18 protein-coding genes are annotated in these 22,551 nt (G+C 66.5%); 7 read left to right on the top strand and 11 right to left on the bottom strand.

Features of this window, described 5'->3' with window-relative positions:
• Window positions 1-10 precede the first annotated feature (10 nt).
• From ACQU6B_RS01900 to dacB, 8 genes are all read right to left on the bottom strand, one after another.
• On the bottom strand, window positions 11-502 hold the full coding sequence (locus tag ACQU6B_RS01900) for a DUF3180 domain-containing protein (protein WP_430868354.1): 492 nt from the start codon (window positions 500-502) through the stop codon (window positions 11-13).
• 3 nt (window positions 503-505) lie between these two features.
• Complete coding sequence (gene folK, locus ACQU6B_RS01895) at window positions 506-1,561, bottom strand: 2-amino-4-hydroxy-6-hydroxymethyldihydropteridine diphosphokinase (RefSeq protein WP_430868353.1); 1,056 nt, start codon at window positions 1,559-1,561, stop codon at window positions 506-508.
• 4 nt (window positions 1,562-1,565) lie between these two features.
• Entirely contained in the window at window positions 1,566-2,423 is an 858-nt protein-coding gene (gene folP / locus ACQU6B_RS01890) for a dihydropteroate synthase (protein WP_430868352.1), read from the bottom strand.
• Window positions 2,424-2,427: 4 nt separating this feature from the next.
• Window positions 2,428-3,012, bottom strand: a complete 585-nt coding sequence (gene folE / locus ACQU6B_RS01885; protein ID WP_430868351.1) for a GTP cyclohydrolase I FolE — start codon at window positions 3,010-3,012, stop codon at window positions 2,428-2,430.
• A gap of 9 nt (window positions 3,013-3,021) precedes the next feature.
• A complete protein-coding gene (ftsH, locus tag ACQU6B_RS01880; RefSeq protein ID WP_430868350.1) occupies window positions 3,022-5,133 on the bottom strand; it encodes an ATP-dependent zinc metalloprotease FtsH in 2,112 nt (703 codons plus the stop codon).
• A gap of 92 nt (window positions 5,134-5,225) precedes the next feature.
• Window positions 5,226-5,762 (bottom strand): hypoxanthine phosphoribosyltransferase, encoded by a 537-nt coding sequence (gene hpt, locus ACQU6B_RS01875; RefSeq protein ID WP_430869265.1) that lies wholly within the window; start codon window positions 5,760-5,762, stop codon window positions 5,226-5,228.
• A gap of 14 nt (window positions 5,763-5,776) precedes the next feature.
• On the bottom strand, window positions 5,777-6,784 hold the full coding sequence (tilS, locus tag ACQU6B_RS01870; protein ID WP_430868349.1) for a tRNA lysidine(34) synthetase TilS: 1,008 nt from the start codon (window positions 6,782-6,784) through the stop codon (window positions 5,777-5,779).
• Between the two features lie 34 nt (window positions 6,785-6,818).
• On the bottom strand, window positions 6,819-8,246 hold the full coding sequence (gene dacB / locus ACQU6B_RS01865; protein WP_430868348.1) for a D-alanyl-D-alanine carboxypeptidase/D-alanyl-D-alanine endopeptidase: 1,428 nt from the start codon (window positions 8,244-8,246) through the stop codon (window positions 6,819-6,821).
• Between the two features lie 66 nt (window positions 8,247-8,312).
• On the opposite strand from dacB, the gene ACQU6B_RS01860 reads away from it, so the two are divergent.
• The gene (locus ACQU6B_RS01860) at window positions 8,313-8,834 is read left to right on the top strand and encodes an inorganic diphosphatase (RefSeq protein WP_430868347.1); all 522 of its coding nucleotides are present in this window, start codon (window positions 8,313-8,315) and stop codon (window positions 8,832-8,834) included.
• Window positions 8,835-8,911: 77 nt separating this feature from the next.
• On the opposite strand, the gene ACQU6B_RS01855 is transcribed toward ACQU6B_RS01860, so the two are convergent.
• Window positions 8,912-10,330 carry an NlpC/P60 family protein gene (locus tag ACQU6B_RS01855; protein WP_430868346.1) on the bottom strand — a complete coding sequence of 473 codons (1,419 nt, stop codon included), beginning with the start codon at window positions 10,328-10,330 and terminating at the stop codon, window positions 8,912-8,914.
• Window positions 10,331-10,560: 230 nt separating this feature from the next.
• On the opposite strand from ACQU6B_RS01855, the gene metX reads away from it, so the two are divergent.
• On the top strand, window positions 10,561-11,757 hold the full coding sequence (gene metX / locus ACQU6B_RS01850; protein WP_430869264.1) for a homoserine O-acetyltransferase MetX: 1,197 nt from the start codon (window positions 10,561-10,563) through the stop codon (window positions 11,755-11,757).
• Window positions 11,758-11,848: 91 nt separating this feature from the next.
• Here metX and ACQU6B_RS01845 read toward each other — a convergent pair whose 3' ends face one another.
• The gene (locus ACQU6B_RS01845; protein ID WP_430868345.1) at window positions 11,849-12,109 is read right to left on the bottom strand and encodes a hypothetical protein; all 261 of its coding nucleotides are present in this window, start codon (window positions 12,107-12,109) and stop codon (window positions 11,849-11,851) included.
• A 242-nt stretch (window positions 12,110-12,351) separates the two neighbouring features.
• The gene (locus ACQU6B_RS01840; protein WP_430868344.1) at window positions 12,352-16,287 is read right to left on the bottom strand and encodes a fibronectin type III domain-containing protein; all 3,936 of its coding nucleotides are present in this window, start codon (window positions 16,285-16,287) and stop codon (window positions 12,352-12,354) included.
• A gap of 551 nt (window positions 16,288-16,838) precedes the next feature.
• Here ACQU6B_RS01840 and galE point away from each other — a divergent pair.
• Genes galE through ACQU6B_RS01815 form a run of 5 tightly spaced genes read left to right on the top strand, consistent with a single transcriptional unit; the run spans window position 16,839 to window position 22,468 of the window.
• The gene (gene galE, locus ACQU6B_RS01835) at window positions 16,839-17,798 is read left to right on the top strand and encodes a UDP-glucose 4-epimerase GalE (RefSeq protein WP_430868343.1); all 960 of its coding nucleotides are present in this window, start codon (window positions 16,839-16,841) and stop codon (window positions 17,796-17,798) included.
• On the top strand, window positions 17,795-19,255 hold the full coding sequence (gene pelF, locus ACQU6B_RS01830) for a GT4 family glycosyltransferase PelF (protein WP_430868342.1): 1,461 nt from the start codon (window positions 17,795-17,797) through the stop codon (window positions 19,253-19,255). The genes galE and pelF overlap by 4 nt, the downstream gene beginning before the upstream one ends.
• Window positions 19,252-20,757: a hypothetical protein gene (locus ACQU6B_RS01825; RefSeq protein ID WP_430868341.1), complete on the top strand. Its 1,506-nt coding sequence runs from the start codon at window positions 19,252-19,254 to the stop codon at window positions 20,755-20,757. Before pelF ends, ACQU6B_RS01825 begins: the two co-directional genes overlap by 4 nt.
• Entirely contained in the window at window positions 20,754-21,479 is a 726-nt protein-coding gene (locus ACQU6B_RS01820; RefSeq protein ID WP_430868340.1) for a spherulation-specific family 4 protein, read from the top strand. The genes ACQU6B_RS01825 and ACQU6B_RS01820 overlap by 4 nt, the downstream gene beginning before the upstream one ends.
• On the top strand, window positions 21,476-22,468 hold the full coding sequence (locus tag ACQU6B_RS01815) for an endo alpha-1,4 polygalactosaminidase (RefSeq protein WP_430868339.1): 993 nt from the start codon (window positions 21,476-21,478) through the stop codon (window positions 22,466-22,468). The genes ACQU6B_RS01820 and ACQU6B_RS01815 overlap by 4 nt, the downstream gene beginning before the upstream one ends.
• Window positions 22,469-22,551 lie beyond the last annotated feature (83 nt).

Below are 22,551 nucleotides of genomic sequence, written 5' to 3'. Positions count from 1 at the left end.
GCACTCAGGTCTAGCTTGCGCCGGCCGGGGACGCCCCACGCGCGTCGTTGTCGGGTCCGTCGTCGTCGCTCGGGTCGGTCTTGCACCAGTGCTCGGCGAGGACTCCGGCGCCGAGCAGCGCTAGCCCGCCGAGGACCGCGATCAACGCCGAGATCGCCGTCTCGCGCCGTGGGGCGTGCGCCCACATGTCGACGAGCGCGGCGGCGTAGCCGCCATAGACTCCCGCAACCACTGCGCCCGCGTAGGCGCTCGCCTGCGCAAAGGCCGCCGTCCTCGCTGCCCTCAGCCCACTCAGATTTGGCCGCTTGCCGCGCTTGTACTGGCGTACTGCCCACGCGAGCACCAGGGCGACTCCGGCCAGCGCCAGACACACCACGGCGACGGTCCAGGGCACGGACACCGGCGTGGCCCCGCGCGACAGCCCGATGCGGGCCGCGATCCAGGCCACGGCGCCCACACCGGCCATAACCAGGACGATGCGGCGCCAGGTGAGATGCGTCACGACTCAGGGACCAGCCGGGGGTTCGGTAGCGTCCGCCACGGCCTGCGTCGGCCACGGATTCGCGACGACGTCGACACCCGCGTGCCCGATGGCATTCGCGAGGTCGCCGATGCGCCCGCCGCGGGGACCCACGAGGGTCTCGTCGGGAGCCAGGTAGGCCCAGGGAATCAGCACGAATCCGCGCTCGTGTGCACGCGGGTGAGGGATCACCACATCCTGCGCGTCGAAGAACGCGTCGCCGTAGGCCAGGAGGTCGATGTCGAGCGTGCGCGGGCCGTTGATCTCCACGCGCTCCCGCCCGTGGACCATCTCGATCCCCTGACACGCGGCCAGTAGTTCGCGCGCGGCGAGGTCGGTGCGCACCGCGATAACCGCGTTGAGGAAGTCAGGCTGCTCGGGGCCGCCGACGGGGTCCGTTCGCACCAGTGGCGAGCAAGCCTCCACGGTGATCCCATCAATGCGGTCGAGGTCCGTGACTGCGGACCGGAGGGTGGGCTCGACGTCGCCGATGTTCCCGCCGAGCGCGAGGTAGGCCAGGACCGGAGCCTCCGGCCGCTCGTCGGCGGGGTCGACCGCGATCGCGAACGACGGAATACCGACCGGATCGTGCGGGAGGTTGGCCGACGACCCGATGCGCCGGTCGGCGTAGAGGTCTCCGTCGCGCAGGTCGCGGCGAATCCGCATCACGACGTCCTTGAACTCGACGTGCAGAGGCGCCTGCGGCTTGTGAATCGCGACGTCGACGCACTGGACGCCCTCCATCTCGAGCACCACGCGCGAGACCGCTGCGGCAACGGTCTCGAGCAGGTCCGCGGGTTCCCCCGCCAGCACCTCCGCCACGCGATCCGCGATGTCCGAGTAGTTCACCGTGTACGCGAGCAGATCCTTGCCCGCCGCGGCGCGTGTGCTGACGTGAGCGACGACGTCGGCGATGAACAGCTGCCCCGTCTCGCGTTCAGTCTCGAACACGCCGTGGTAGCCGGTAACTCGAATGCCCTCGACCATGATCTGATCGAGCTCGATTCCGTCTTTGAGATAGGGCCTCACTGTGAGCGTCATGGGTTCATCGTGTCGCGTCAAAGGCATTCTGCCAAGCGGACACGACCCGCACAGCATCACTTGAGGCGCGCGCGTCATGCACGCGCACCGCCCAGGCTCCGGCCTGCGCGGCCAAGGCGGTGACCGCCGTGGTCGCGTGATCCCGTCGCGCGGGGTCCGCTGCGTCGATTCCGGGACGCGCGATAACGGTGCCGAGGAAGCGCTTACGGGAGGCGCCGATCAGTACGCGGTGGCCGCCGCTCCACTCGTTCAGGCGCGCCAACAGCGGCCAATTGGTGTCGGAGACTTTGGAGAAGCCAAGTCCGGGGTCAACGATGATGCGGTCCGCCGAGACACCCGCAGCCACCAGGGATTCGACACGCGCGGCAATCTCGTCGCGCACCTCGCGCAACACGTCCTCGTATCGGTCCTGAGCGTCCATGGTCGTGGAATGCGCCCGCCAGTGCATCGCGATGTAATTGACGTTCGTGGCCGCGACTACCGCACCCATGTCGCGGTCGGCGAGGCCGCCGGACACATCGTTGACGAGGGTCGCGCCGGCGACGACGCAGGCCTCGGCAGTGCTGGCGCGCATGGTGTCGATGCTCACCTTGATGCCGTCCTGCGCCAACGCGCGGACGACGGGAAGCACTCGCTGGAGTTCTTCTGCGGGCTCCACCCGCTGGGCGCCTGGGCGCGTCGACTCTCCGCCTACGTCCACCATGTCGGCGCCGTTCGCGACCATCCGGTGCGCGTGCGCGATCGCCGCGTCCGTGCCGGCGAAGCGCCCGCCGTCCGAGAAGGAATCCGGGGTCACGTTCAGAATCCCCATGACCAGGGTCGCGGCAGTGGACGCAGGGACCGCGTGCCGCGCAGCAGTCATGGCGTTAGTGCCCGGCGATGAGGCTCATCGCCTCGGCACGCGTTGCGCCATCCCGCATGACCCCGCGTACGGCGGACGTGACGGTGCGAGCTCCGGCCTTGCGCACTCCCCGCATTGACATGCACAGGTGCTCGGCCTCGACGACGACCAATACTCCTCGGGCTCCGAGGTGCTCGACGAGCGCATCCGCGACCTGGGTGGTCAGCCGCTCCTGCACCTGGGGTCGGCGTGCGTAGACGTCGACCAGCCGCGCCAGCTTGGAAAGTCCCGTAATGCGGCCGTCCTCGCCCGGGATGTACGCCACATGCGCCACCCCGTGGAACGGCACCAGGTGGTGCTCGCACATCGAGTACAGCTCGATGTCCTTCACCAGAATCATCTCTTCGTGACCCAGTTCGAACACCGCGCTGAGGACGTCGGCGGGACTCTGGTGCAGCCCCGCGAAGAACTCCTCGTAGGCGCGCGCCACGCGGGCGGGGGTGTCGAGCAATCCGTCGCGGTCGGGGTCCTCGCCCACCGCTACAAGAATCTCCCGGACGGCCGCCTCGATGCGCGCGTGATCGACGCCGCTGGGCTTGGGGGAAGTCATCTCGAGAGCCTAGTCGGCGTCTGTAGCGGGCGGCGCGGTGTCGGTGTCCGCGGGCTCGGTCTTGGGCGCAACGGGCTTCTTCGCCGCCGGCTTCCTAGCCGCGGGCGGCTTGACTGCGCCGTCGTCGACGGGGGTCGCGGGGTCCTTCTTAGGGGCCGACTTGGGTCCGGCGAGCTTGCGTGCCGAGACGCGCTTCGCGGCGGCCCTCTTGGCCTGCCTCGTGCGGGCCTGCGACCACTCGCCGCTGACCCACTCCGGCCGCACGGGGATGCGCTTGACCTTCGCGAATATCTCGGCGAGCTCGTCTTCGCCGAGCGTCTCCTTTTCAAGGAGCTCCTCCGCCAGCGTGTCCAGCAGCTTGCGGTTTGCCATCAGCGCGGTCACGGCCTCAGTCATGGCGTTGTCGAGCAGCGCCCGCACCTCCGCGTCGACGACCGACGCGACGTGCTCCGAGTAGTCGCGGCCGTGGCCCATGTCGCGGCCCAAAAATACTTCGCCGGAGCTGCCCGCGAGTCGCACGGAGCCCACCTTGGCGCTCATGCCGTACTCGGTGACCATGTTGCGCGCGATCTCCGTGGCCTGCTGGATGTCGTTCGAGGCTCCAGTGGAGGGGTCCCCAAACACGATCTCTTCCGCGATCCGGCCGCCCATGGCGTACGCCAGGTTGTCGAGCAGCTGGTTGCGAGTCTTCGAGTAGCGGTCCTCTTGGGGCATCACCATCGTGTAGCCCAGCGCACGACCGCGCGGCAGGATGGTCACCTTTGTCACGGGGTCAGTGTCGTTCATCGCGGCGGCGACCAGGGCGTGCCCGCCCTCGTGATACGCGGTCACGCGCTTGTCGTTCTCGTTCATCATGCGCGTGCGCTTCTGCGGCCCGGCGATGACCCTGTCGATGGCCTCGTCGAGCTGTTCCGCGCCGATGATCTGCAGGTCGCTGCGGGCGGTCAGCAGCGCCGCCTCGTTGAGCACGTTGGCTAGGTCGGCGCCGGTGAAGCCGGGCGTGCGTCGCGCGATGAGTTCGAGGTTGACGTTAGGGGCGATCGGCTTGCCCTTGGCGTGCACCTCAAGCACCTGCTTGCGGCCCTTGAGGTCGGGGGCGTCGACGCCCACCTGGCGGTCGAAGCGACCCGGGCGTAGGAGCGCGGGGTCGAGAATATCGGGGCGGTTGGTCGCCGCGATCATGATCACGTTGGTCGTCGCGCCAAAGCCGTCCATCTCCACCAGCATCTGGTTGAGGGTCTGCTCCCGCTCGTCGTGTCCGCCGCCCATGCCGGCGCCGCGGTGGCGTCCGACCGCATCGATCTCGTCGACGAAGATGATTGCTGGCGAGTTCTTCTTGGCCTGCTCGAAGAGGTCGCGAACGCGGCTCGCGCCGACACCCACGAACATCTCGACAAAGTCAGACCCGGAGATGTGGAAGAACGGCACTCCGGCCTCTCCTGCCACGGCGCGAGCAAGCAGCGTCTTTCCTGTGCCTGGAGGGCCGTACAGGAGCACGCCCTTGGGGATCTTGGCCCCGACGGCTTGGAACTTTGCGGGCGTCTCCAAGAACTCCTGGATCTCGCGGAGCTCCTCGACAGCCTCATCCACGCCAGCGACGTCCTCGAACTTGACCGTGGGGGTGTCCGGCGTCACCATCTTCGCCTTGGACTTGCCAAACTTCATGACCTTGCCGCCGCCAGCGCCACCCTGCATCGCGCTCATGATGAACCAGAACAGGCCCACGAGCAACAGGATCGGCAGCAACGTAAACAGCAAGGAAGTCAAGAACCCGGTTTTGGGGACCTCGGAGTTGTAGCCCATCGGCGGGTTGGCCGCGGCCACGTCGTCTACGACGGTCTCACCCTGGGGAACCACGTAGAAGAACTGGACCGATTCGGACAGGTCCGCCCATTCCTCGGGCGACCCCTCGGGGAGGTCCTTGAGCAGCGTCATCTCGACGCGCTGATCACCGTCCACGATCTTGACCTGCTCAACCGCGCCGCCGGCGAGCAGCGCGAGTCCCTCCGAGGTGTCGATTGAGTCGACCTTGGGGGAGAACAGGCCCGATACGAGCCAGCCGATGACGACGGCAAGCAGGATCAGTGGAATTAGTCGGCGCAGGCTAAAGGCTTTCTTCATGGTGAACAGCACTCTACGCGAGGCGGGTGACGCCATGGGCAGGTTTCGCCATCAGCGGGATACCCGGACGCGTCAGGCACCCGACTGAGACGCTATTCGCCGTAGACCTTGGGGCTCAGCACCGCCACGAACGGCAGCGTGCGGTACTTCTCGGCGTAGTCCAGTCCGTAGCCCACGACAAAGTCGTTGGCGATGTCGAAGCCCACGTACTTCACATCGATGTCGACGGTGGCCGCGTCGGGCTTGCGCAGCAGCGCCGCGACCTCAACCGACTCCGCTCCACGCGAGCGCAGGTTGCCCAGCAACCACGACAGCGTCACTCCCGAGTCGATGATGTCCTCGACGATCAGCACGTGCCGACCGTCCAGGTCCGCGTCCAAGTCCTTCAGGATCCGCACCACCCCGGAACTCTTGGTTCCAGAACCGTAGGAGGACACCGCCATCCAGTCCATCTGGACCTGTGGGGGCAGCCGGCGCGCGAGGTCGGCCATCACCATGACGGCTCCCTTGAGCACTCCCACGATGAGCAACTCGACGCCGTCGTAGTCCACGCGGATCTGGGCTGCAATCTCGTCCAGTTTCTTGGAAATCTGCTTCTCGCTCACGGCGATTCGCGTGAAGTCGTCCATGTCGTACTGCGCGTTCACTCGTTGCTCCCAAGATCGACCGTGCCGGAAATGATTAGCCTGCCATACTCGCGCCGTGCCTCGAAGCCACCGGGCAAGGCGACAGCTCCCTGGCCCTTGTATTGCATGACCAGCTTGTCCAGCATCCGCACGTGTGCCGCGGTGAGCGGCCCGGCGCCCTTGCCCTCGGCGAGCATCTTGAGCATGCGGGAACGGATTGCGTCGGGCAGCGCCGCCAGGTTGTCGCAGCGCCAATCGTCATCCGCCGATGTAGCAGCCGTCGCCTTGCGCAGCGTGGACCGCGCCTGGCGCTCGAGCTCGTCCGCGTCCGCCTGGAGCAGCGCCGCGGAACGCGCCAGGCCAGATACGACTCCAGCACCCAGGACGTCGACGAGAGCCGGCATCACCTTGCCGCGCAGCGCCGACCGGCGGGGGCCGCCGTCGCTCTCGTTGGTCGGGTCCATCCACGGATCGAGGCCCTGCTCGCGGCACGCGGCGACGGTGTCCTTGCGGCGGATCGAGAGGAACGGCCTGATGATCCGTCCACGGCGGGCGGGAATGCCGCTCAGAGCTCGCGCCCCGGAGCCACGAGCGAGGGCCAGCAGCACCGTCTCCGCCTGGTCATCCATAGTGTGGCCCGTCAGGATGTGCGGGTCCACACCGCCCTCGGCGGTGACGCGCGCCTCGATGGCGCCGTAGCGGGCCGTACGCGCCGCGGCTTCGAGCCCGCCGTCGCGGCCAACCACCACCCGTTCCACGAAGACCTGGTGAATCCCGGCCTTCTTGACCTCCATGGCCGCGCGCTGCGCCACCTCGGCGCTGTCCGGCTGGATGCCATGATCGACGATGATGGCGCCGGAAAAGTACCCCTCCTTGCGGGAGACGTACGCGGCTGCAGCCGCGAGCGCGAGCGAGTCGGGTCCCCCGCTGCACGCGACCCACACGCGGGTGCCGATGTCGTAGCCGTGCAGAGCCTCGCGCACCGCCACCCTGGTGGCGGCGACTGAGGGGTGTGGACCGGTCATGCGAGACGCCTTCCGGCTGCTGTCTGAGTGGACATCACTCACACCCACAGTCTGCCAGCGCGGTGACGAACTCGTCGATCGCCGCCTTGGGCAGCGATTGGCCGTAGGGCATCCCGTCCGCCATCGTCGCGAAGGCGAGCACTCGTCCGTCCGCGGTCGTCACGATCCCCGTGAGGGTAGTGACGCCCGTGAGCGAGCCTGTCTTGGCACGAAGATAGCCGGCCGCGCTGGTATCCGCGTATCGCGACTTCACAGTGCCCTCGAGTCCTCCGAGAGCCATGTAGTTCACCAGCTCGTCGGCGTTGGGATCCGTGCGCGAGGCGACCAGGGTGGAGGCAAGTTGATGGGGAGATATGAGGTTGTCCTCCGAGAATCCAGCACCGTCAAAAAGCGTCAGGCCAGCGGTGTCGACGCCCATGGCGCTCAGCTGCGCGATGGTCGCCGCAGCCGCGCCCTCGGGGTCCACGCTCTGCCCGGTCTCCATGGCCAGCACGCGCCCGGTGACCTCCGCGATGGTGTTGTCCGACACCGCTAGAAAATACTCTGAAACCAGGCCGAGCGGCGCGGACTCGACCGTCGCGACCACTGCCGCATCGGCCGGGGACACCCCGTGCGTCACGTCGCCCACCTGGAAGCCCTCGGCCTCGAGTGCGTCGGCGAAGTCCTGCGCGGCAGCGAGGGACGGATCCTGGTGCCGATCGCCGTAACCGTCGCCCTCGACGCGCGCGACATTGACGGCGATGCCGGTGACGGGGGCCGCGTAGCCGTTGACCCTGGCGTACTCGGGCCAGGCCTCGGGCCACGCCGGCCCGGGGAACGCAGAGTCGTCGACCGCGACGTTGATGGTCGCGGGCGCGTCGGCTCCGAGCGCGGTGCGAGCCATCTGGGCCAAATCCCCCAGCCCCGCCCAGCCGTTGGCCTGGTCGATCTCGCCAGCATGGCCGATGCCGTGGTGACCCTCGCCAGCGGCGAGCATGAGGTCCCCTCCCGCGACAAGCGTGAGAGTGTCCGTGGTGGGGTCCCACGTGACGGCCGTCGTCGTGGTGGAGTCAGGTCCCAGCGCGTGCAGGGCCGCGGCGGCCGTGAGCATCTTGGTCGTCGACGCAGGCACCTGGGTGTCATCGGGAGAAATCCCGCCCACGTACTCGCCAGTGAGATAGTCCAGCACCGCCACGTTCGTCGAGTCTCCCGTGCGTTCATCGGCGCGCAGCTGCGCGGCCAGCGCTTCGACGGCGGCCGACGATGGAATCGCGGCGTTGGGGTCGAGCTGTGCCACCGGACCGCTCGGGGTGGGCTCGACCGCCACAGGCGAGGCCGTCACAAATGGCGCCGGGGGGACCTGTGCCGGCGCGTTGGTGAGGACGCCGGGAACTAGATCCTCAGCATCGGCCCACGCGTACGCGCCGAGCGCGCCAAGCACTACAACTGGGGTCAGAATTGCTGCCCAAACCTTGCCTCGCACGCGTCACCTCTCAACATGCGCCAGACTAGTACCCAGGAACACCTAACTTGGACGTAAGGAAGCGCCATGGAATTTGATGTCACTGTAGAAATCCCAAAGGGTAGCCGCAATAAGTACGAGGTTGACCACGAGAGCGGTCGCATCCGGTTGGACCGAATGCTATTCACGTCCACGCGTTACCCCGACGACTATGGTTTCATCGACGGCACGCTGGGCCAGGATGGCGACCCGCTCGACGCGTTGGTACTCCTGGAGGAGCCCACGTTCCCGGGCTGCCAGATCCGCTGCCGAGTGCTCGGCATGTTCCGCATGCGTGACGAGGCGGGCGGCGACGACAAGCTGCTGTGCGTTCCGGTCGGCGATCAGCGCCAAGCATGGCGCCAGGAGCTCGAGGACGTCAGCGACTTCCACCGCCTTGAGGTGCAGCACTTCTTCGAGGTCTACAAGGACCTGGAGCCGGGCAAGTCCGTCGAGGGCGCGCACTGGGTGAGCCGCGAGGAGGCAGAGGCGGAGATCACCGCCTCGTTCGCGCGCGCCAAGGGCACGGTGTTCGAGCACCTGAACCCGCTCAGCCCGCCGCAGCACTAGCACCCGTACGACGAAGGCGGCCCCGGAATGATCCGGGGCCGCCTTCGTCGTATCTAAGCGTGGTGTGGTTGGCCCCGTTACGGGCGGCCCACGGTGGGGAGCATGTCGCTCACTCCCCATGCGTACAGCGAGCGGACTCGCGAAGGAGTGCCGTACGTCGCCGCCTCGGCCACCATGCCGCCGCCGATGTACATCGCGACGTGATAGATGCGCGACGAGCTGCGCCCTGAGCCGTAGAAGATCAGGTCACCCGCGCGCATCTGGCTGCTGCTGATCTTCGTCAGCCCGTTGTACTGCGTGGTCGAACTGCGGGGAATCGTGTATCCAGCGGACTTCCAGGCGGCATAGGTGACGCCGGAGCAGTCGTACGCGGGCCCGTTACCGCCCCACTGGTAGGCCGTACCCATCAGGGTGAGGGCCTTGGCGACCGCCGCGTTACCGTCGCTGGCGGAGGACTTCCAGGACTGCGTGGGGGGCGTCGGCGCGGGTGGCTCGGGGTCCTTCGTCGGTTCTGGCTCGGGGTCCTTGGTCGGATCCGGCTTGGGGGTGGTCGTGGGCTTAGGGTCGGTGGTCTGAACCGGGTCGGGGGTCGACGTGCTCGACGTGGTCGGGCGAGGCTGCGGCGTCGAGTTCGCGGGCGACGATGAGCCTGCCTCCGCCACGTCCTCGGCGTCCTGCGCCGCCTCGAATGCCGCGACCTCGCTCTGGCGACGCTCCGCCGCTAGGCCGTCCTGACGCTGCTGCTCTAGAGCGACAGACGTGTTGCGGACCTCGGCCAGGCGAGCGAGTGCACCGTTGCGCGCGGTGGACACCTCGTCGACGGCTCGTTCGGCCTGCCGCTGGGTTTCCTCCGCCGCGCCGAGTGCTTCGCTAGCCGCTTCCTGGGCATCGGTCGCCGTGGTCGCGGCTTCCTCGGCGTAGCCGCGCATTGCAGCAGCCACGACCTCAGCGGCCTTCACTGTCTGGATGCGGGAGTCTGCCTCCGACGACGCGCGGCCGATTACTTCGCTCTTGGTGATGACGTCGTCAAAGCCGCTCGCCGATGCGATGGCGGTGAAGTCCTTCATGTCCCCGCCGGTGCGGTACGCGTCCATCGCGACGGTGGCGAGGTTCTCGCGCGCCAACTCGAGCGCGGCATCCGCCTCGGCCGCGCGCTGGTTGGCGCTGACGAGCTCGCGGTCCGCCTCGTCCTTGTTCTCTTGCGCCTGCGCGTAGTCCTCGGCTGCGAGCAGGGAGGCCTGCTGCGCCTGGTCGAAAGCGGATTCCAGATCGACCATGGCGGCATCGAGTGCCCCCACGCCGGAGGAGGCGTCGGCGACGGCGGCGTTCGCGGCATCGATCTCGGACTGTCCGGGGTAGTCGGCTGCGCTGGCGGGGCTGGGGGGCACCGCGACGAGGATGGCACCCGCCGTAAGCAGGGCGGCCGATGCCGCGGCAAAGGCGCGCATGCGCGGGGTCGAGGCGGTACGCACGCGTACCGGGGTAAGCCACTTCATTACTTCCACTCGCCTCCTGCGCGATCCGTCGCCCAAAAAATCACTCTGCATCGTCGATGCCTAGTCCCAATTGTCACATGTGAAACATCAATATGTATAGATCGCATTTTGAGGGCCGCGCTGCGGCATGCCGCGAGGGCCGGCACGGCGCAGGCCATCAAGAGTGCCCTCAGTTCATCGTCACGAATCGCGTCAGACTCAAGCGTGCGTGCCCTAGTGTGGTGAGCGGTATGGATGACGACGGCATCGAGACAGAAGCGTGGGCGGCGGATCAGGGCCCGGGAATCGGCACGCCCATTCCCGCCTCGGCGGCCTGGCGCGAAGGCGACGACCCTGGTCGGCGCCAGTTCGTGGACATCGGCGACCTCCCGCTGGAGGCAGACCCGCTGGGCGTCCTGACAGGGGTGCGGATGGCGTACGAAACCTGGGGCACCCTCAACGCCTCCGGCGACAACGCGGTCTATGTGGCGCACGCGCTGACCGGCGATAGCCATGTCTTTGGGCCGGCGGAATCCGGGCACATTACCGGTGGCTGGTGGAACGCCATGGTCGGCGAGGGCAAGCCGATCGACCCCACCCGCCACTTCATCGTCTCCGCGAACGTGGTGGGAGGGTGCCAGGGCAGCACCGGACCCGCCACTGCTCATCCCGACGACGGACAGCCGTGGGGATCCCGCTTCCCCTACGTGACCATGCGCGACATGGTGAACGCCGAGATTGCCGTGATGGACCACCTCGGGATCAACCGCTGGCGGCTCATCGCCGGCCCCTCCATGGGCGGCATGCGCGCCATCGAATGGACGGTCATGGCCCCGGGCAGAGTCGGCGCCATCGCGCCCGTGGGCTCGACGGCGGCGGTCACCGCGGATCAGATTGCGTGGTCGACGACCCAGCTCGCGGCCATCGCCGCTGACCCACAGTTTCGCGGCGGCGACTACTACGGCGCGGGCGACGGCGACGGCCCGCACACCGGGCTCGGCATCGCGCGCATGATCGCGCACACCACGTACCGTTCGGAGGGCGAGCTCGGCGAGCGTTTTGGACGTACGTACCAGGGAGCCAGCGACCCGGTGGGGCGCGACGGACAGTTCGCGGTCCAGAGCTACCTGGCCCACCACGCGCGCAAGCTCGCGCGTCGGTTCGACGCCAATACCTATGTGCGACTAGCCCAGGCCATCCAGTCCCACGACGTTGGCCGAGGCCGCGGAGGCGTGGAGAGCGCCCTGGCCTCAGTGGATATCCCGGCCCTGATCGTCGCAGTCGACAGCGACCGCCTATACCCCGTGCACAACTCCGAGCGCCTCGACGCGGCGCTGTCCGGCTCCCATGGCGTGAAGGTGGTCCACTCCCCCGTGGGCCACGACGGCTTCCTGGTTGAGTCGGGCCAGCTCAATGCGTTCATGGCCGCGTTCGAGCGGGAGCTCTAACCTCCTAGGCGATCGCCTGAATTCGTGCCGCGGCCAGGTTGAGGCGGCCCTGCAGGAGACGCTTGAGTTGCGGCTCGAGGCCGGTCAGCCGCTACGGCTCCGGGCACATTGACAAGAGTTCCTCCGGTGCCTGCCCCTCGCCGCTTTCACAGGCGTCGCCGGTTTCGACCAGTTCCCATGGCCCGTTGGAGCGCATGAAGTAGACCTCGGACGTCGACGACTCCACCACAGCGGCCCACTGGTAGGGCGAACCCAGTGCGCACTGGAACTCCTGGATGCTCGAGCCAGCCGGGAGCATCGCCAGGAGCGACGCCTCCGCACAATGCCCCGGCGTGTCATCTGGATCGTTCACCGAGACAGATATTTCAGGAGGCGGTCCCGTTGGGGCCGCTTCAGCGGGTTGCGTCGGCACCGGCGATACCGCGTCAGCGCTTGTCGCCACCACCGACTCTGACGGCGACGGATTGTCCGACCACGCTGAACATCCGGCAGTCGCGGCAAGAGCGACACCGCTGGCCAGCGCGCCGAGTAAAAGGCGCTCAAGACGTTTCATTTCATCCACCTCCAGTAGTTATGCAACCCGTGCCGTCAAGGCTAAGGAAGCGTGCCCGCTGGCGCGGATATCGCGGACCGCGGACCCCAACCAGTGGCATTCCGTGCTGCCACCTGGAACACGTACTGCGTCCCCGGAGTCAGACCCGTGAGGGTCACGGACGTGGGAGCGGGGCTCCCCGTGACGTACACGGTCCCGGGGATCCATGAGGCGCCGCCGTTGGTTGACCGGAGCACCGCGTACTCCAGGATGGGGGCACCCCCACCATCGGGAGCCGTCCACGTCACGCCGAGCGAGGTCGACGTCGCGTTCGACGCCGCCACCCCCGTCACCCTTGCGGGCAGCGTTGGGGGCGTGTAGCTCGCGCTGGTCGCCGACCACCCACTGGATCCCACCGCGTTAGCGGCCACCACCCGGAACACGTACGCCGTCCCGTTCGTCAGCCCCGTCACGGTGTAATTCCGGGCAGTCAGGCCCGCTGCCGGAGCAATGGCCGTGCTCCACGAGGCACCGCTATCGCTGGAAAAGTCCACCCCGTAACCGGTGACGGGCGAGCCGCCAGTGCTCGTCGGAGCCGCCCACGTCAACGACACGGAGGCATTGCCTGCCACGCCGGCCACGCTGGTCGGCGCCGTTGGAGCACTTGCAATCGTGCCAACCGGCGCCGATGTCGCCGACCTCGGACCCCACCCGGTAGCGTTCTTCGCCGCCACCCGGAACACATACTGCGTCCCCGGAGTCAGACCCGTGAGAGTCACCGACGTTGCGGCCGGGCTGCCACTCACATACGTGGAACCCAACCATGACTGCCCACCGTTGGATGACCGAAGCACCGCGTACTCCAGCACCGGCACCACGCCACCCCCGGGAGCCGTCCACGACACGTCCAGCGAGGTCGACGTCGCGTTCGACGCCACCACGCCTGTCACCGCCGCGGGCAACGGAGCTGGAGTCGTGCCAACCGGCGCCGATGTCGCCGACCTCGGACCCCACCCGGTAGCGTTCTTCGCCGCCACCCGGAACACATACTGCGTCCCCGGAGTCAGACCCGTGAGAGTCACCGACGTTGCGGCCGGGCTGCCACTCACATACGTGGAACCCAACCATGACTGCCCACCGTTGGATGACCGAAGCACCGCGTACTCCAGCACCGGCACCACGCCACCCTCGGGAGCCGTCCACGACACGTCGAGCGAGGTCGACGTCGCGTTCGACGCCACCACGCCTGTCACCGCCGCCGGCAATGGAGCTGGAGCCGTGCCAACCGGCGCCGATGTCGCCGACCTCGGACCCCACCCGGTAGCGTTCTTCGCCGCCACCCGGAACACGTACTGCGTCCCCGGAGTCAGACCCGTAATGGCCACTGTGGTCGGAGCCGGGTTGCCGGTGACGTAGATGGTCCCCGGAATCCATGAGGTCCCGCCGTTGGAGGACCGCAGCACCGCGTACTCGGAGATCGGCGCGCCCCCGTTGTCTGGAGCCGTCCAGGACAGTTCGATCGATGTCGACGTTGCGCTGGAGCCGGTGACACCCGTCACAGTTCCAGGCACGGTCGGCTGCGGCGTGACCGCTGAACTCGCCGAGGACCACTCACCGACACCCACCGCGTTCGCCGCATTTACCCGGAAGACGTACGGAGTCCCATTCGTCAGGCCCGTCACCAAGAAATTCGTGGCAATCACTCCCGCGGACGGAGCGACGGCCGTGCTCCACGAATCGCCGCCATCACTCGAGTAATCCACCCCGAACCCAGTGACCGGAGAATTGCCGTCACCGCCGGGCAACGTCCAATTGACCATGGCTGAGGCATTCGCGCCCGTCACACTCACGTCCGGAACAGCCGGGGCGGCGTGACCGATGTAGCCGCCCATCGCGGTCGCAGTTTCAGCGACAACGGAGTCCGATCCTGATGCACCGAACCAGCCAGAGAGTTCGCCATCGTACGCGGAGAGCGAGGGCCCATTCAGGGTGGTGCCGGTCGGCACCGTAAGCGGGATGGTGGTGCCCTCGGGCCCGGATACGTGCACTCCCGTTGAGTCCACGTACGCGGTCACGTCGTCCTGCGCAGCGGTCCAGCTCGTCATGCGGTTCAACGCCTGGCCGATGCTTACAAGATCGGTGGTGATCAGCGGGGACTTGGCAACGTCGTAGGCGCCCTCGTACTCGTCGAGGACGCCCTCCACGGCGGGAAGCAGCACCGCATCCTCGGCAAAGTTCGACTGGTGCGCGTAGAAGGGGCGCGGGTCGTTGGTGATGACGTAACGAAAGGCGTTGCGCACCTCGATCGGGACGATGTAACCCCTAAAGCTGGCCTCCGCTTCGCTCGGATTGGCGTTAGCCAGCGGGGTAATACACGTGCTCGTCTCCGGGTTGGCGGTGCACAAACCGCTGCCTCCATCAGCCGCGCTGGTGTAGATCCAGTTGTACTCGTCGACCTCCTCGCCGTAGGTCGCGACGTTGTAGAAGATGTTCATCGGGTGGCGCGGCACGGTCATCGTGGATCCGCCCTGGACCAGGCGCGACTCGGTCTCGCGCGAGGCGTCCGAGCCGGTGTAAGCGATGCCGGTGGCAGCCAGTGCCGGAGCAAGGTAGGGGTTGTCGATCGGCTGCTGGGGCTCCGTCAGTAGGCCTGCGTGCTCGCCCGTGACGAGCGCCGTCGGGTCGTAATTGGGCAGCCCATGGGCGGTGGCCCACTGCTGGTTCAACGCGACCTGGGACTCGATCTTCGCCTGCGATAGCCAACGGATGCCATCGACAGTGGCTTCCGAGTCGGGCACGAGAGCAGGGTCGTAGTAGGGGCCGCTGTCCGCAGGAGTGGCGCAACGCCATGACTCGCCTAGCTGAGTGGGCGCGATCTGGATGCACCCGAGGAACGTGTGCGAATAAGTGTGATTGACCCAGACGAACTCGTCCTTTGCGGCCAGCAGCGCGTCCGTCAACGGGTCGGGCCCGCCGAGTTCCTCGATGGCGTCCACGCTGCCCTGGGCGTTGAACACCATGTCGAAGGTGAAGCCGTTGGCCGCCTGCCACGCGCTGAGTCGCGCGACGTCACTCGGGATCATCCGGATGTCAGTCGACGTCTCCTCCTCGCACTGACCCACGACGTCACCGGGGGTGCAGTTCAGGGTCGAGTTCCACCGGCCGTCACCCATGAACACGTCGTCGACCTGCACCGAGAAGTAGTTGCGGTGATACCCAAGATGCAGCCCTCTGGTCATCCACGTGACGACCCCGTGCGCGATCTCGTTGAACCATTGTTGATTGCTGTTGTACGAGGCCGTGATGTTCAATTCCTCACGGAAGTCGTGCGTGTAAACGCCGACGAGCGTGCCCGTCTGCCCATTCAGGGTGGCCTCGACCAGCGGGGTAAAGTCCGCGCCCGCCGGCAGCGTCTGCGAGGGCTGGGCGAGGTAGCCGTAGACCTCCGCCACACTCGGATCGAAGTTGTCGATCGTGAGCGGTCCGTTCAGGTAGGTGAACGGCCCAGCCAGTCCCGCCTCGGTCGTTGTCGCGGCGGCGCCGTCGAGCGTTCCCGAGAACGTGGGGCTGGCCTGTCCCGTCGTAGCCCCCGGGTAGACGTACGCGTTCACGTGCCGCACGCCGTACGAGCGCTCGTAGTCGGCCACGGCCGCGAGCTCGGCCTCGGACAGACCCCCGAACTGATTCGGCATCACGATCGCCTGGAATCGGCCGTGTCCCTGCGCGGAGTCGGCGAGGAACGCATCGTCGATGATGGGTCGCCCGGGGTCAGCGAGGTCCACCGCGGTATACGGCACCCCCTCGCGATCCATCTGGGTCGCGATCGCCGCGGTCTGAGAGTTGCCGTCGGCGAGCAGCAGCACCCTCAGGTCGACGCGTGTGCCGGGCGCCGCTTGGGCAATCGCCGCAGGTAGCACCGCCCAAACCAGCATCGCGACAGCGAGGGCGGCGATTCCTCGTCGCCACAAAACCAGTTGAAATCCACCGAGCAACCTCATCGTCGACCCCTCAAGACTTGAGCTACGGGACTGCAGCATTGCAGTCTCGGCCGAAGGATCACGCAATGGCCGAATGGCCATCCACACTCCACCGGAATGCGGACCTCGCCCTCCCCAGCGTCTTCCCTCGCGCTTATCCTATAGGTTCGCATATAGTCATATGCAAGAGATGCCGAACATTAGCCAATCAGCGAGTGTGAACTAAATCACACACGCGGCTGTCACATCATCGGGAGGGAACGATTCGATGTGCAGGATTCATGCGTGCCGCCCGATGGGGCGTCCCCGTGCTCGTTCGAGCGTGTTCGCCGAGTCCAGTTCGCCCCGCGTCGGCATCGTCCGCCTTCGATTCTCGCACTGTGCGGCTGCCGAGAGCAGCTCACCATTGCGCCAATTCGGCGCATCCTCAGCTTCCCCTGGCGCGCCAGCGCCCCTGCTTTCCGTCACTTGACGGTGCATTCAAAATACACGCGAGCGAGTCCCGCTCGTGACATTACGGAGGGTATATGTCCTGGTTATTGATAGGAGGAGCAGGCTATATAGGTAGCCACGTGCTCCGCGCTATGCGTCACGCTGGAATGTCCGTCGTCGTATTCGATGACTTGTCCACCGGGGTGGCCAGCAGAGTGCCTCACGACGTACCGCTGGTAACCGGCTCCGTGCTCGATGCGGCAGTCTTGCGAGCCACCTTCAGAGAGCACGCGGTCACCGGGGTCGTGCACCTGGGAGGCAAGAAGTCGGTCCCGGCTTCGATTGAGCAGCCCCTGTACTACTACCGCGAGAACGTTGCCGGCGCGCTCGTCCTGCTCGAGAGCATGGTCTCGGAGGGCGTGACCCAATTGGTCTTCTCGTCCAGCGCTGCCGTCTACGGAACGTCCGACGCAGACCTCGTCACGGAAAGCGACCCCACCCGACCGGACAGCCCGTACGGGCGATCCAAACTGATCACCGAGTGGATGATCAGGGACGCGGCGACTGCTCACGGATTGAGTTGTATGAGTTTGCGGTACTTCAACGTTGTCGGTTGCGCTGACCCCGCCCTCGCCGAGCACTCCGGGACGAACCTCTTCCCGCTCGTCTTCGGGGCGCTGGGCCGAGGCGACCGCCCCGTCGTGTTCGGCGACGACTATCCCACCCGCGACGGCAGCTGCGTGCGGGACTACATCCACGTCCAGGACTTGGCGGCGGCGCACGTGGCCGCCGTTCGTCGGGTGACGTCAGGCACCGTCAATCAGACCATCAATGTCGGATGCGGAGTGGGGCACACTGTGTTCGAGGTTCTGGAAGAGATCGGCAACGTGACCGGCAAGGACACGTCTGCCACAGTCCTCCCGCGACGTGCGGGGGATCCCGCGAGCATGGTGGCCGCGACGGAACTCGCCGAAGAGGTGTTGGGATGGAAGGCGAGTCTGGACCTAACCCAGATGGTGGAGAGCGCGTGGCGCGGCGCATCGGCGTCTCCTCAAGGTGAGCCGCATCGTTTCCGTCAAAAGGAGCACCGTGCATCATGAGGATTGCACTACTCGCTGAGGGGTCGTACCCGTTCGTCACGGGTGGGGTAAGCACGTGGTGCGACCAACTTATACGGGGACTCCCCGAGCACGACTACGAGGTAGTGGCGGTCGCGGGAAACTCCCGGGAACGAACAGCGCTCACCCTTCCCGCCAATGTCAGCAGACTCAACATCGTTCCGCTGTGGGAGCTCGCGCCCATCTCTCATCGTCGCCCTGCCGCAGCCGACGAGATGAGATTCCTCGCCCTGTACCGCCCATTCCTGATGACCGCGCTCGACCCCGAGGCCACGCAAGAGGAATTCACTGACGCACTGCGTGGGATCTTCCTCTTCGCCCAGCGTCGGGACCTCACCGCGGTCCTGCAAGCCGACTCGGCGATAGGCCTCCTCTCGGAAGTATGGGGCGACCTGCGCAGCGATCACCCCATGAGCATGCACGAGGCCGTCCAGGCCACCGAGCTCGTCGAGCACTTCCTGCGCCCGCTCTCAGCCCCTGTCGTGCGGGCCGATCTGTGCCACACCGTGTCAAACGGCCTGCCCGCGCTGTTGGCGCTGGCGGCGAAGTGGACGTTTGGCACGCCGATGGTGATGTCGGAACACGGGGTTTACCTGCGAGAGCGCTACCTATCCTTTCGCAACATCCAGTACCGGTGGCCGGTCAAGGCCGTCGTTCTCGCCCTGTTCCGGCGGGTGTGCGCGACCGCCTACGCCGCCGCGGACGCTATCGCCCCAGTCAACATCTACAACCAACGATGGGAGACGCGCCACGGGGCCGATCCAGACACAATCGCCACCGCCTTCAACGGCATCCTCGCCGCGGACTACCCGGCCGCGGGGCCGGAGCCCGACGCCCCCACCATCGGATGGGTTGGCAGGATCGACCCACTCAAGGATCTCGAGACGCTCATCAGGGCGTTTGCGCTCATCCACAAGCAGATTCCCGAGGCCGTGCTGCGGCTATTCGGACCCACCCCTGCCGGCAACGAATGGTATGAGAAGAGACTCCGCGACCTGACGGACAAGCTCGGGCTCACGGCCGCGGTCAGCTTCGAAGGGCCCATTCGACCGGTCACGCGCGCGTACGGGGAGTCGACCCTGGTTGCGCTGTCGAGCATCTCAGAGGGCCTGCCATACACCGTCATGGAAGCGATGATGTGCGGTCGAGCCACGGTGTCGACCGAGGTCGGAGGCATCCCAGAGCTCGTAGGAGATGCCGGGATGCTCGCACCCCCTCGCGACCCGGCGGCCTTCGCCGAGGCGTGCGTAGTACTGCTCTCCGACGACAAATTGCGCAGGTCAATGGCGGCGGAGGCCAGGGAGAGAGCACTCGGCCTCTTCCAACTCGAGCAGATGCTCAGCACCTTCCGCGGCCTCTATGCGCGCGTCACCACCCCTACCTCTGCGGCCATAGCGACGCCCGTGCGTAGCTCGTTCCAGTTGGTTCCCCCTCGATGAGCGCGCCAACCGCCCTCGACGCCGGCGCTCTCATCACGGGACTCGCGTGGACTGTCCGCCCACCACAAACGATCGATGAGTCCCCCGGTGCCGACTTCTCCGGCGACGAACAGCGAAGCAAGACGCGGATCGCGGAATTGACCCGCGAGCACAACGATCTATGCACCCAGGCTGTCGACCCGTTCGAAATCGCTGCGGGACTGGAGGCCGCGGGGTTAAGCGATCGGCAGGCGCGTACCTACTACGGAGCAGCCAGCGTCTTCGAGCTTGCGGAGGCGATGTACGGGCTCGTTCCGAGGCGCACCTCGAACGCTGTCGCTCCGATCGACCCGTGGAGCCGGCCTGTTCGTCGGCACCTTTTGCGGGGGCTGCTATACGCCTTACCAGGCCTGATGTATGCACTGGCGCTCGTGATGCTCCAGAGCGGGTTCGATGCCATCCTGCTCCTCGGCACGACGATAGTCGCCGCGGGACTCGGGCAGGGGCTGTCTCTGCTCGGCCACGTCCTGATCGGCCGAGGGCAACAGGGCGCGGCCGGCGCGATGTTCCGATCCGCCCTCGTCTTCGCGGGGATTCTCGGATTCGCGATCCTGCTCACGGGATGGATCTCTGGCACCCTCACGTCCGCAGTCATGGTGGCAGGATTCCAGGTGGCGTACCTGCTTGCCGCGACGATCCTCATCGTCGTGGAGGCGGCCCTTCTTCTGCTTACCGTGCTCGCGCCCGGCGTCATTCTCGCGGTCCTGGAACTCTCGGGCGCCACCGCTATTCGCAGCGAGATTGCGTTCGGGATCCTTGCGCTCTGCGTTGCGGGTGCCGTGGTCGCCGCCTGGACAAGGCTGGCCGCGACGCCACGTGAAACCGTCACACACCTGCGCGAGGGCTTCGGCCTTGCTCGCTACGAATACTCCATGGGCTCGGGCTATTTTGCCTACGGCATCGCCACCGCGGGACTCGTGGCGTTCGGCGTCGTAGACGCACTGACGCGTCACGGGAACCCCGCGGAGGGGCCGATCGCCTTGATGATGCTTCCCCTCGTGGGAAGTCTCGGCGTCGCGGAGTGGCAGGTCTACAGGCTCCGCAGTCGCGCCCTGATGGCACTGCGTGAGACCACATCTGTCAAGCGCTTTCGAGTCCTGGCCCGCTCCGAACTCGCTTACGCGGTGCTCAACTATGGCGCGGTTCTGGCCGTACTGTCAGCCACGGTGATCGTCGCGTTTCCCCAGCAACCTCCACTCCCCTTCATCCTCAGCACTTGCGCGTATGGGGTTCTGGGGCTGGCCTTCTTCTGCGCCACGCTACTGCTGTCATTGGGGCGATACCGACTGGCGCTCGGACTCTCTATTACGGCGCTGATTGTGGACAGTGCGCTGAGGTGGGCGTTCGCATCGGCCTCTCCCGAAGCACTCGCCGGACTGCACCTCATGGTCTTCCTTGTCCTGCTCGCGGTGATCCTTCCTGCTGCGGCTTCGCAGTTCTCCTACGCGGGGGCACACCGATGAGCGCACCAGCAGCCAATCTGTCCCTCGCCGTTCCCGCGTACTTCCATCCCGCAGTCTCAACGGCCAAGTGGCGGCGACTCGTTGAGCATGCCTTCTTGATGCGATTCGTCATCGTCAACGTCCACAACGGTCCAGGCGAGGCTCCGGATCCTTCGTACCTGCCCATCGTCGAGTCGCTCAGCGCGGCTGGGATAAGAATCGTGGGGTATGTCGACACCGACTACGGACGTCGCGCGCCGGCCGACGTTGCCCAAGAGGTGCGCACGTACCGGGAGTTTTATGGACTGCGGGGCGTGTTCCTGGACCAAGTCAGCAGTGGGCTCGAGCAGCTGGACCATTACGCCCAGTGCGTCGTGGCAGCGCGAACCGCCGGGGCGTCGTTCGTCGTGTTGAACGCCGGGGCCGAGCCGCATCCCGGCTACGTCGATCTCGCCAACGTCACCGTGACTTTCGAGGGCACCTGGAATGACTACAAGGCACTGCAGGTCTCCGACTGGGTACACCGGTACCCGCGCAAACGGTTCTGCCACCTGGTTCACTCACTTCCGCCGGGCAATTATGCGGAGGGGCTCGGCCTCGCTGCTGAGCGCCATGTTGGCAGCGTCTTCCTCACGAGCGGACACGGCTCGAACCCGTGGGATCGCGTCCCGCCCAGTCTCGTCACCGAGATTACCAAAGTGAGGGCGCAAGAACACGCCCCCATGGAAAGCGTGAAGTCATGACTCCCATCCGTCGGATTGCCGCGCTGGTCATTGTTGAGGTGCTCGTGGTGAGCCTGGCCGCTTGTAGTACTACAGTGCCGACCTCGCCGTCCGAGTTTCCGCCAACCGCTGCCCCCGTGCCGTCGATAACGGCGGGCAGTGGCGCGTCGCCCTCCGTCTCCCCCTCCGGCGATGCGCTGCCGTCGGTCACGGCCTCGCCCTCGACTTCTGCCCCGGCCTCCACGGAGGCACCCATGCCACCCGCTCCCGCGCAAACCGGGTCCGGTGCCGACTCCGGCTCCGGCCGCTGGAAGCCCTCCGTGGGTGCCTCCTGGCAGTGGCAACTCTCAGGACCGCTGGACCTCAGTGTGGATGCCCAGGTGTACGACGTTGACCTGTACGACACCTCTGCCAAGCAGGTGAGCCAGCTCCAAGCGCAGGGGCACAAGGTCATCTGCTACCTGTCCGCCGGATCGTACGAGTCCTACCGCCCCGATAGCAACCAGTTTCCGTCCGCGGTCCTCGGAAGCGAACTCGATGGCTGGCCCGATGAGCGCTGGCTCGACATCCGCCAGCTCGACGTACTCATGCCGATCATGGCGGCCCGCATGGACCTTTGCGCAGAGAAGGGCTTCGACGCCGTCGAACCCGACAACGTCGACGGCTACCAGAATGACTCCGGTTTTAGCCTGACCGCCAAGGACCAGGCGGCCTACAACAGGGCTCTCGCGGATCTCGCGCACGAGCGCGGGCTAGCCGTGGGACTGAAGAACGACCTCGACCAGGTCGCCCTGCTCCAGCCGGTATTCGACTTTGCCGTCAACGAGCAGTGCTTCGAGTACGACGAGTGTTCGGTGCTGTCCGCGTTCATCAACGCCGGTAAACCAGTTTTCCACGTTGAGTACGACCTTCCGCTGTCCTCCTTTTGCCCCACAACCGAGAAGCTGAAATTCAGTTCATTGCGCAAGTCCCTTGACTTAGATGCCGCCAGGGAGCCCTGCCCCTCATAGCGGAGAGGCCGGAGCACACATGAAGCAACCTGAGAGAAACACCGGGGAACGCAGATGGCGAACCGAGGCGTCATGAACCAGCC

Source organism: Demequina aurantiaca (assembly GCF_050598105.1).
In the GTDB taxonomy this organism is placed as follows: Bacteria; Actinomycetota; Actinomycetes; order Actinomycetales; family Demequinaceae; genus Demequina; species Demequina aurantiaca_A.
This window is presented reverse-complemented; position numbering and strand designations above follow the sequence as displayed.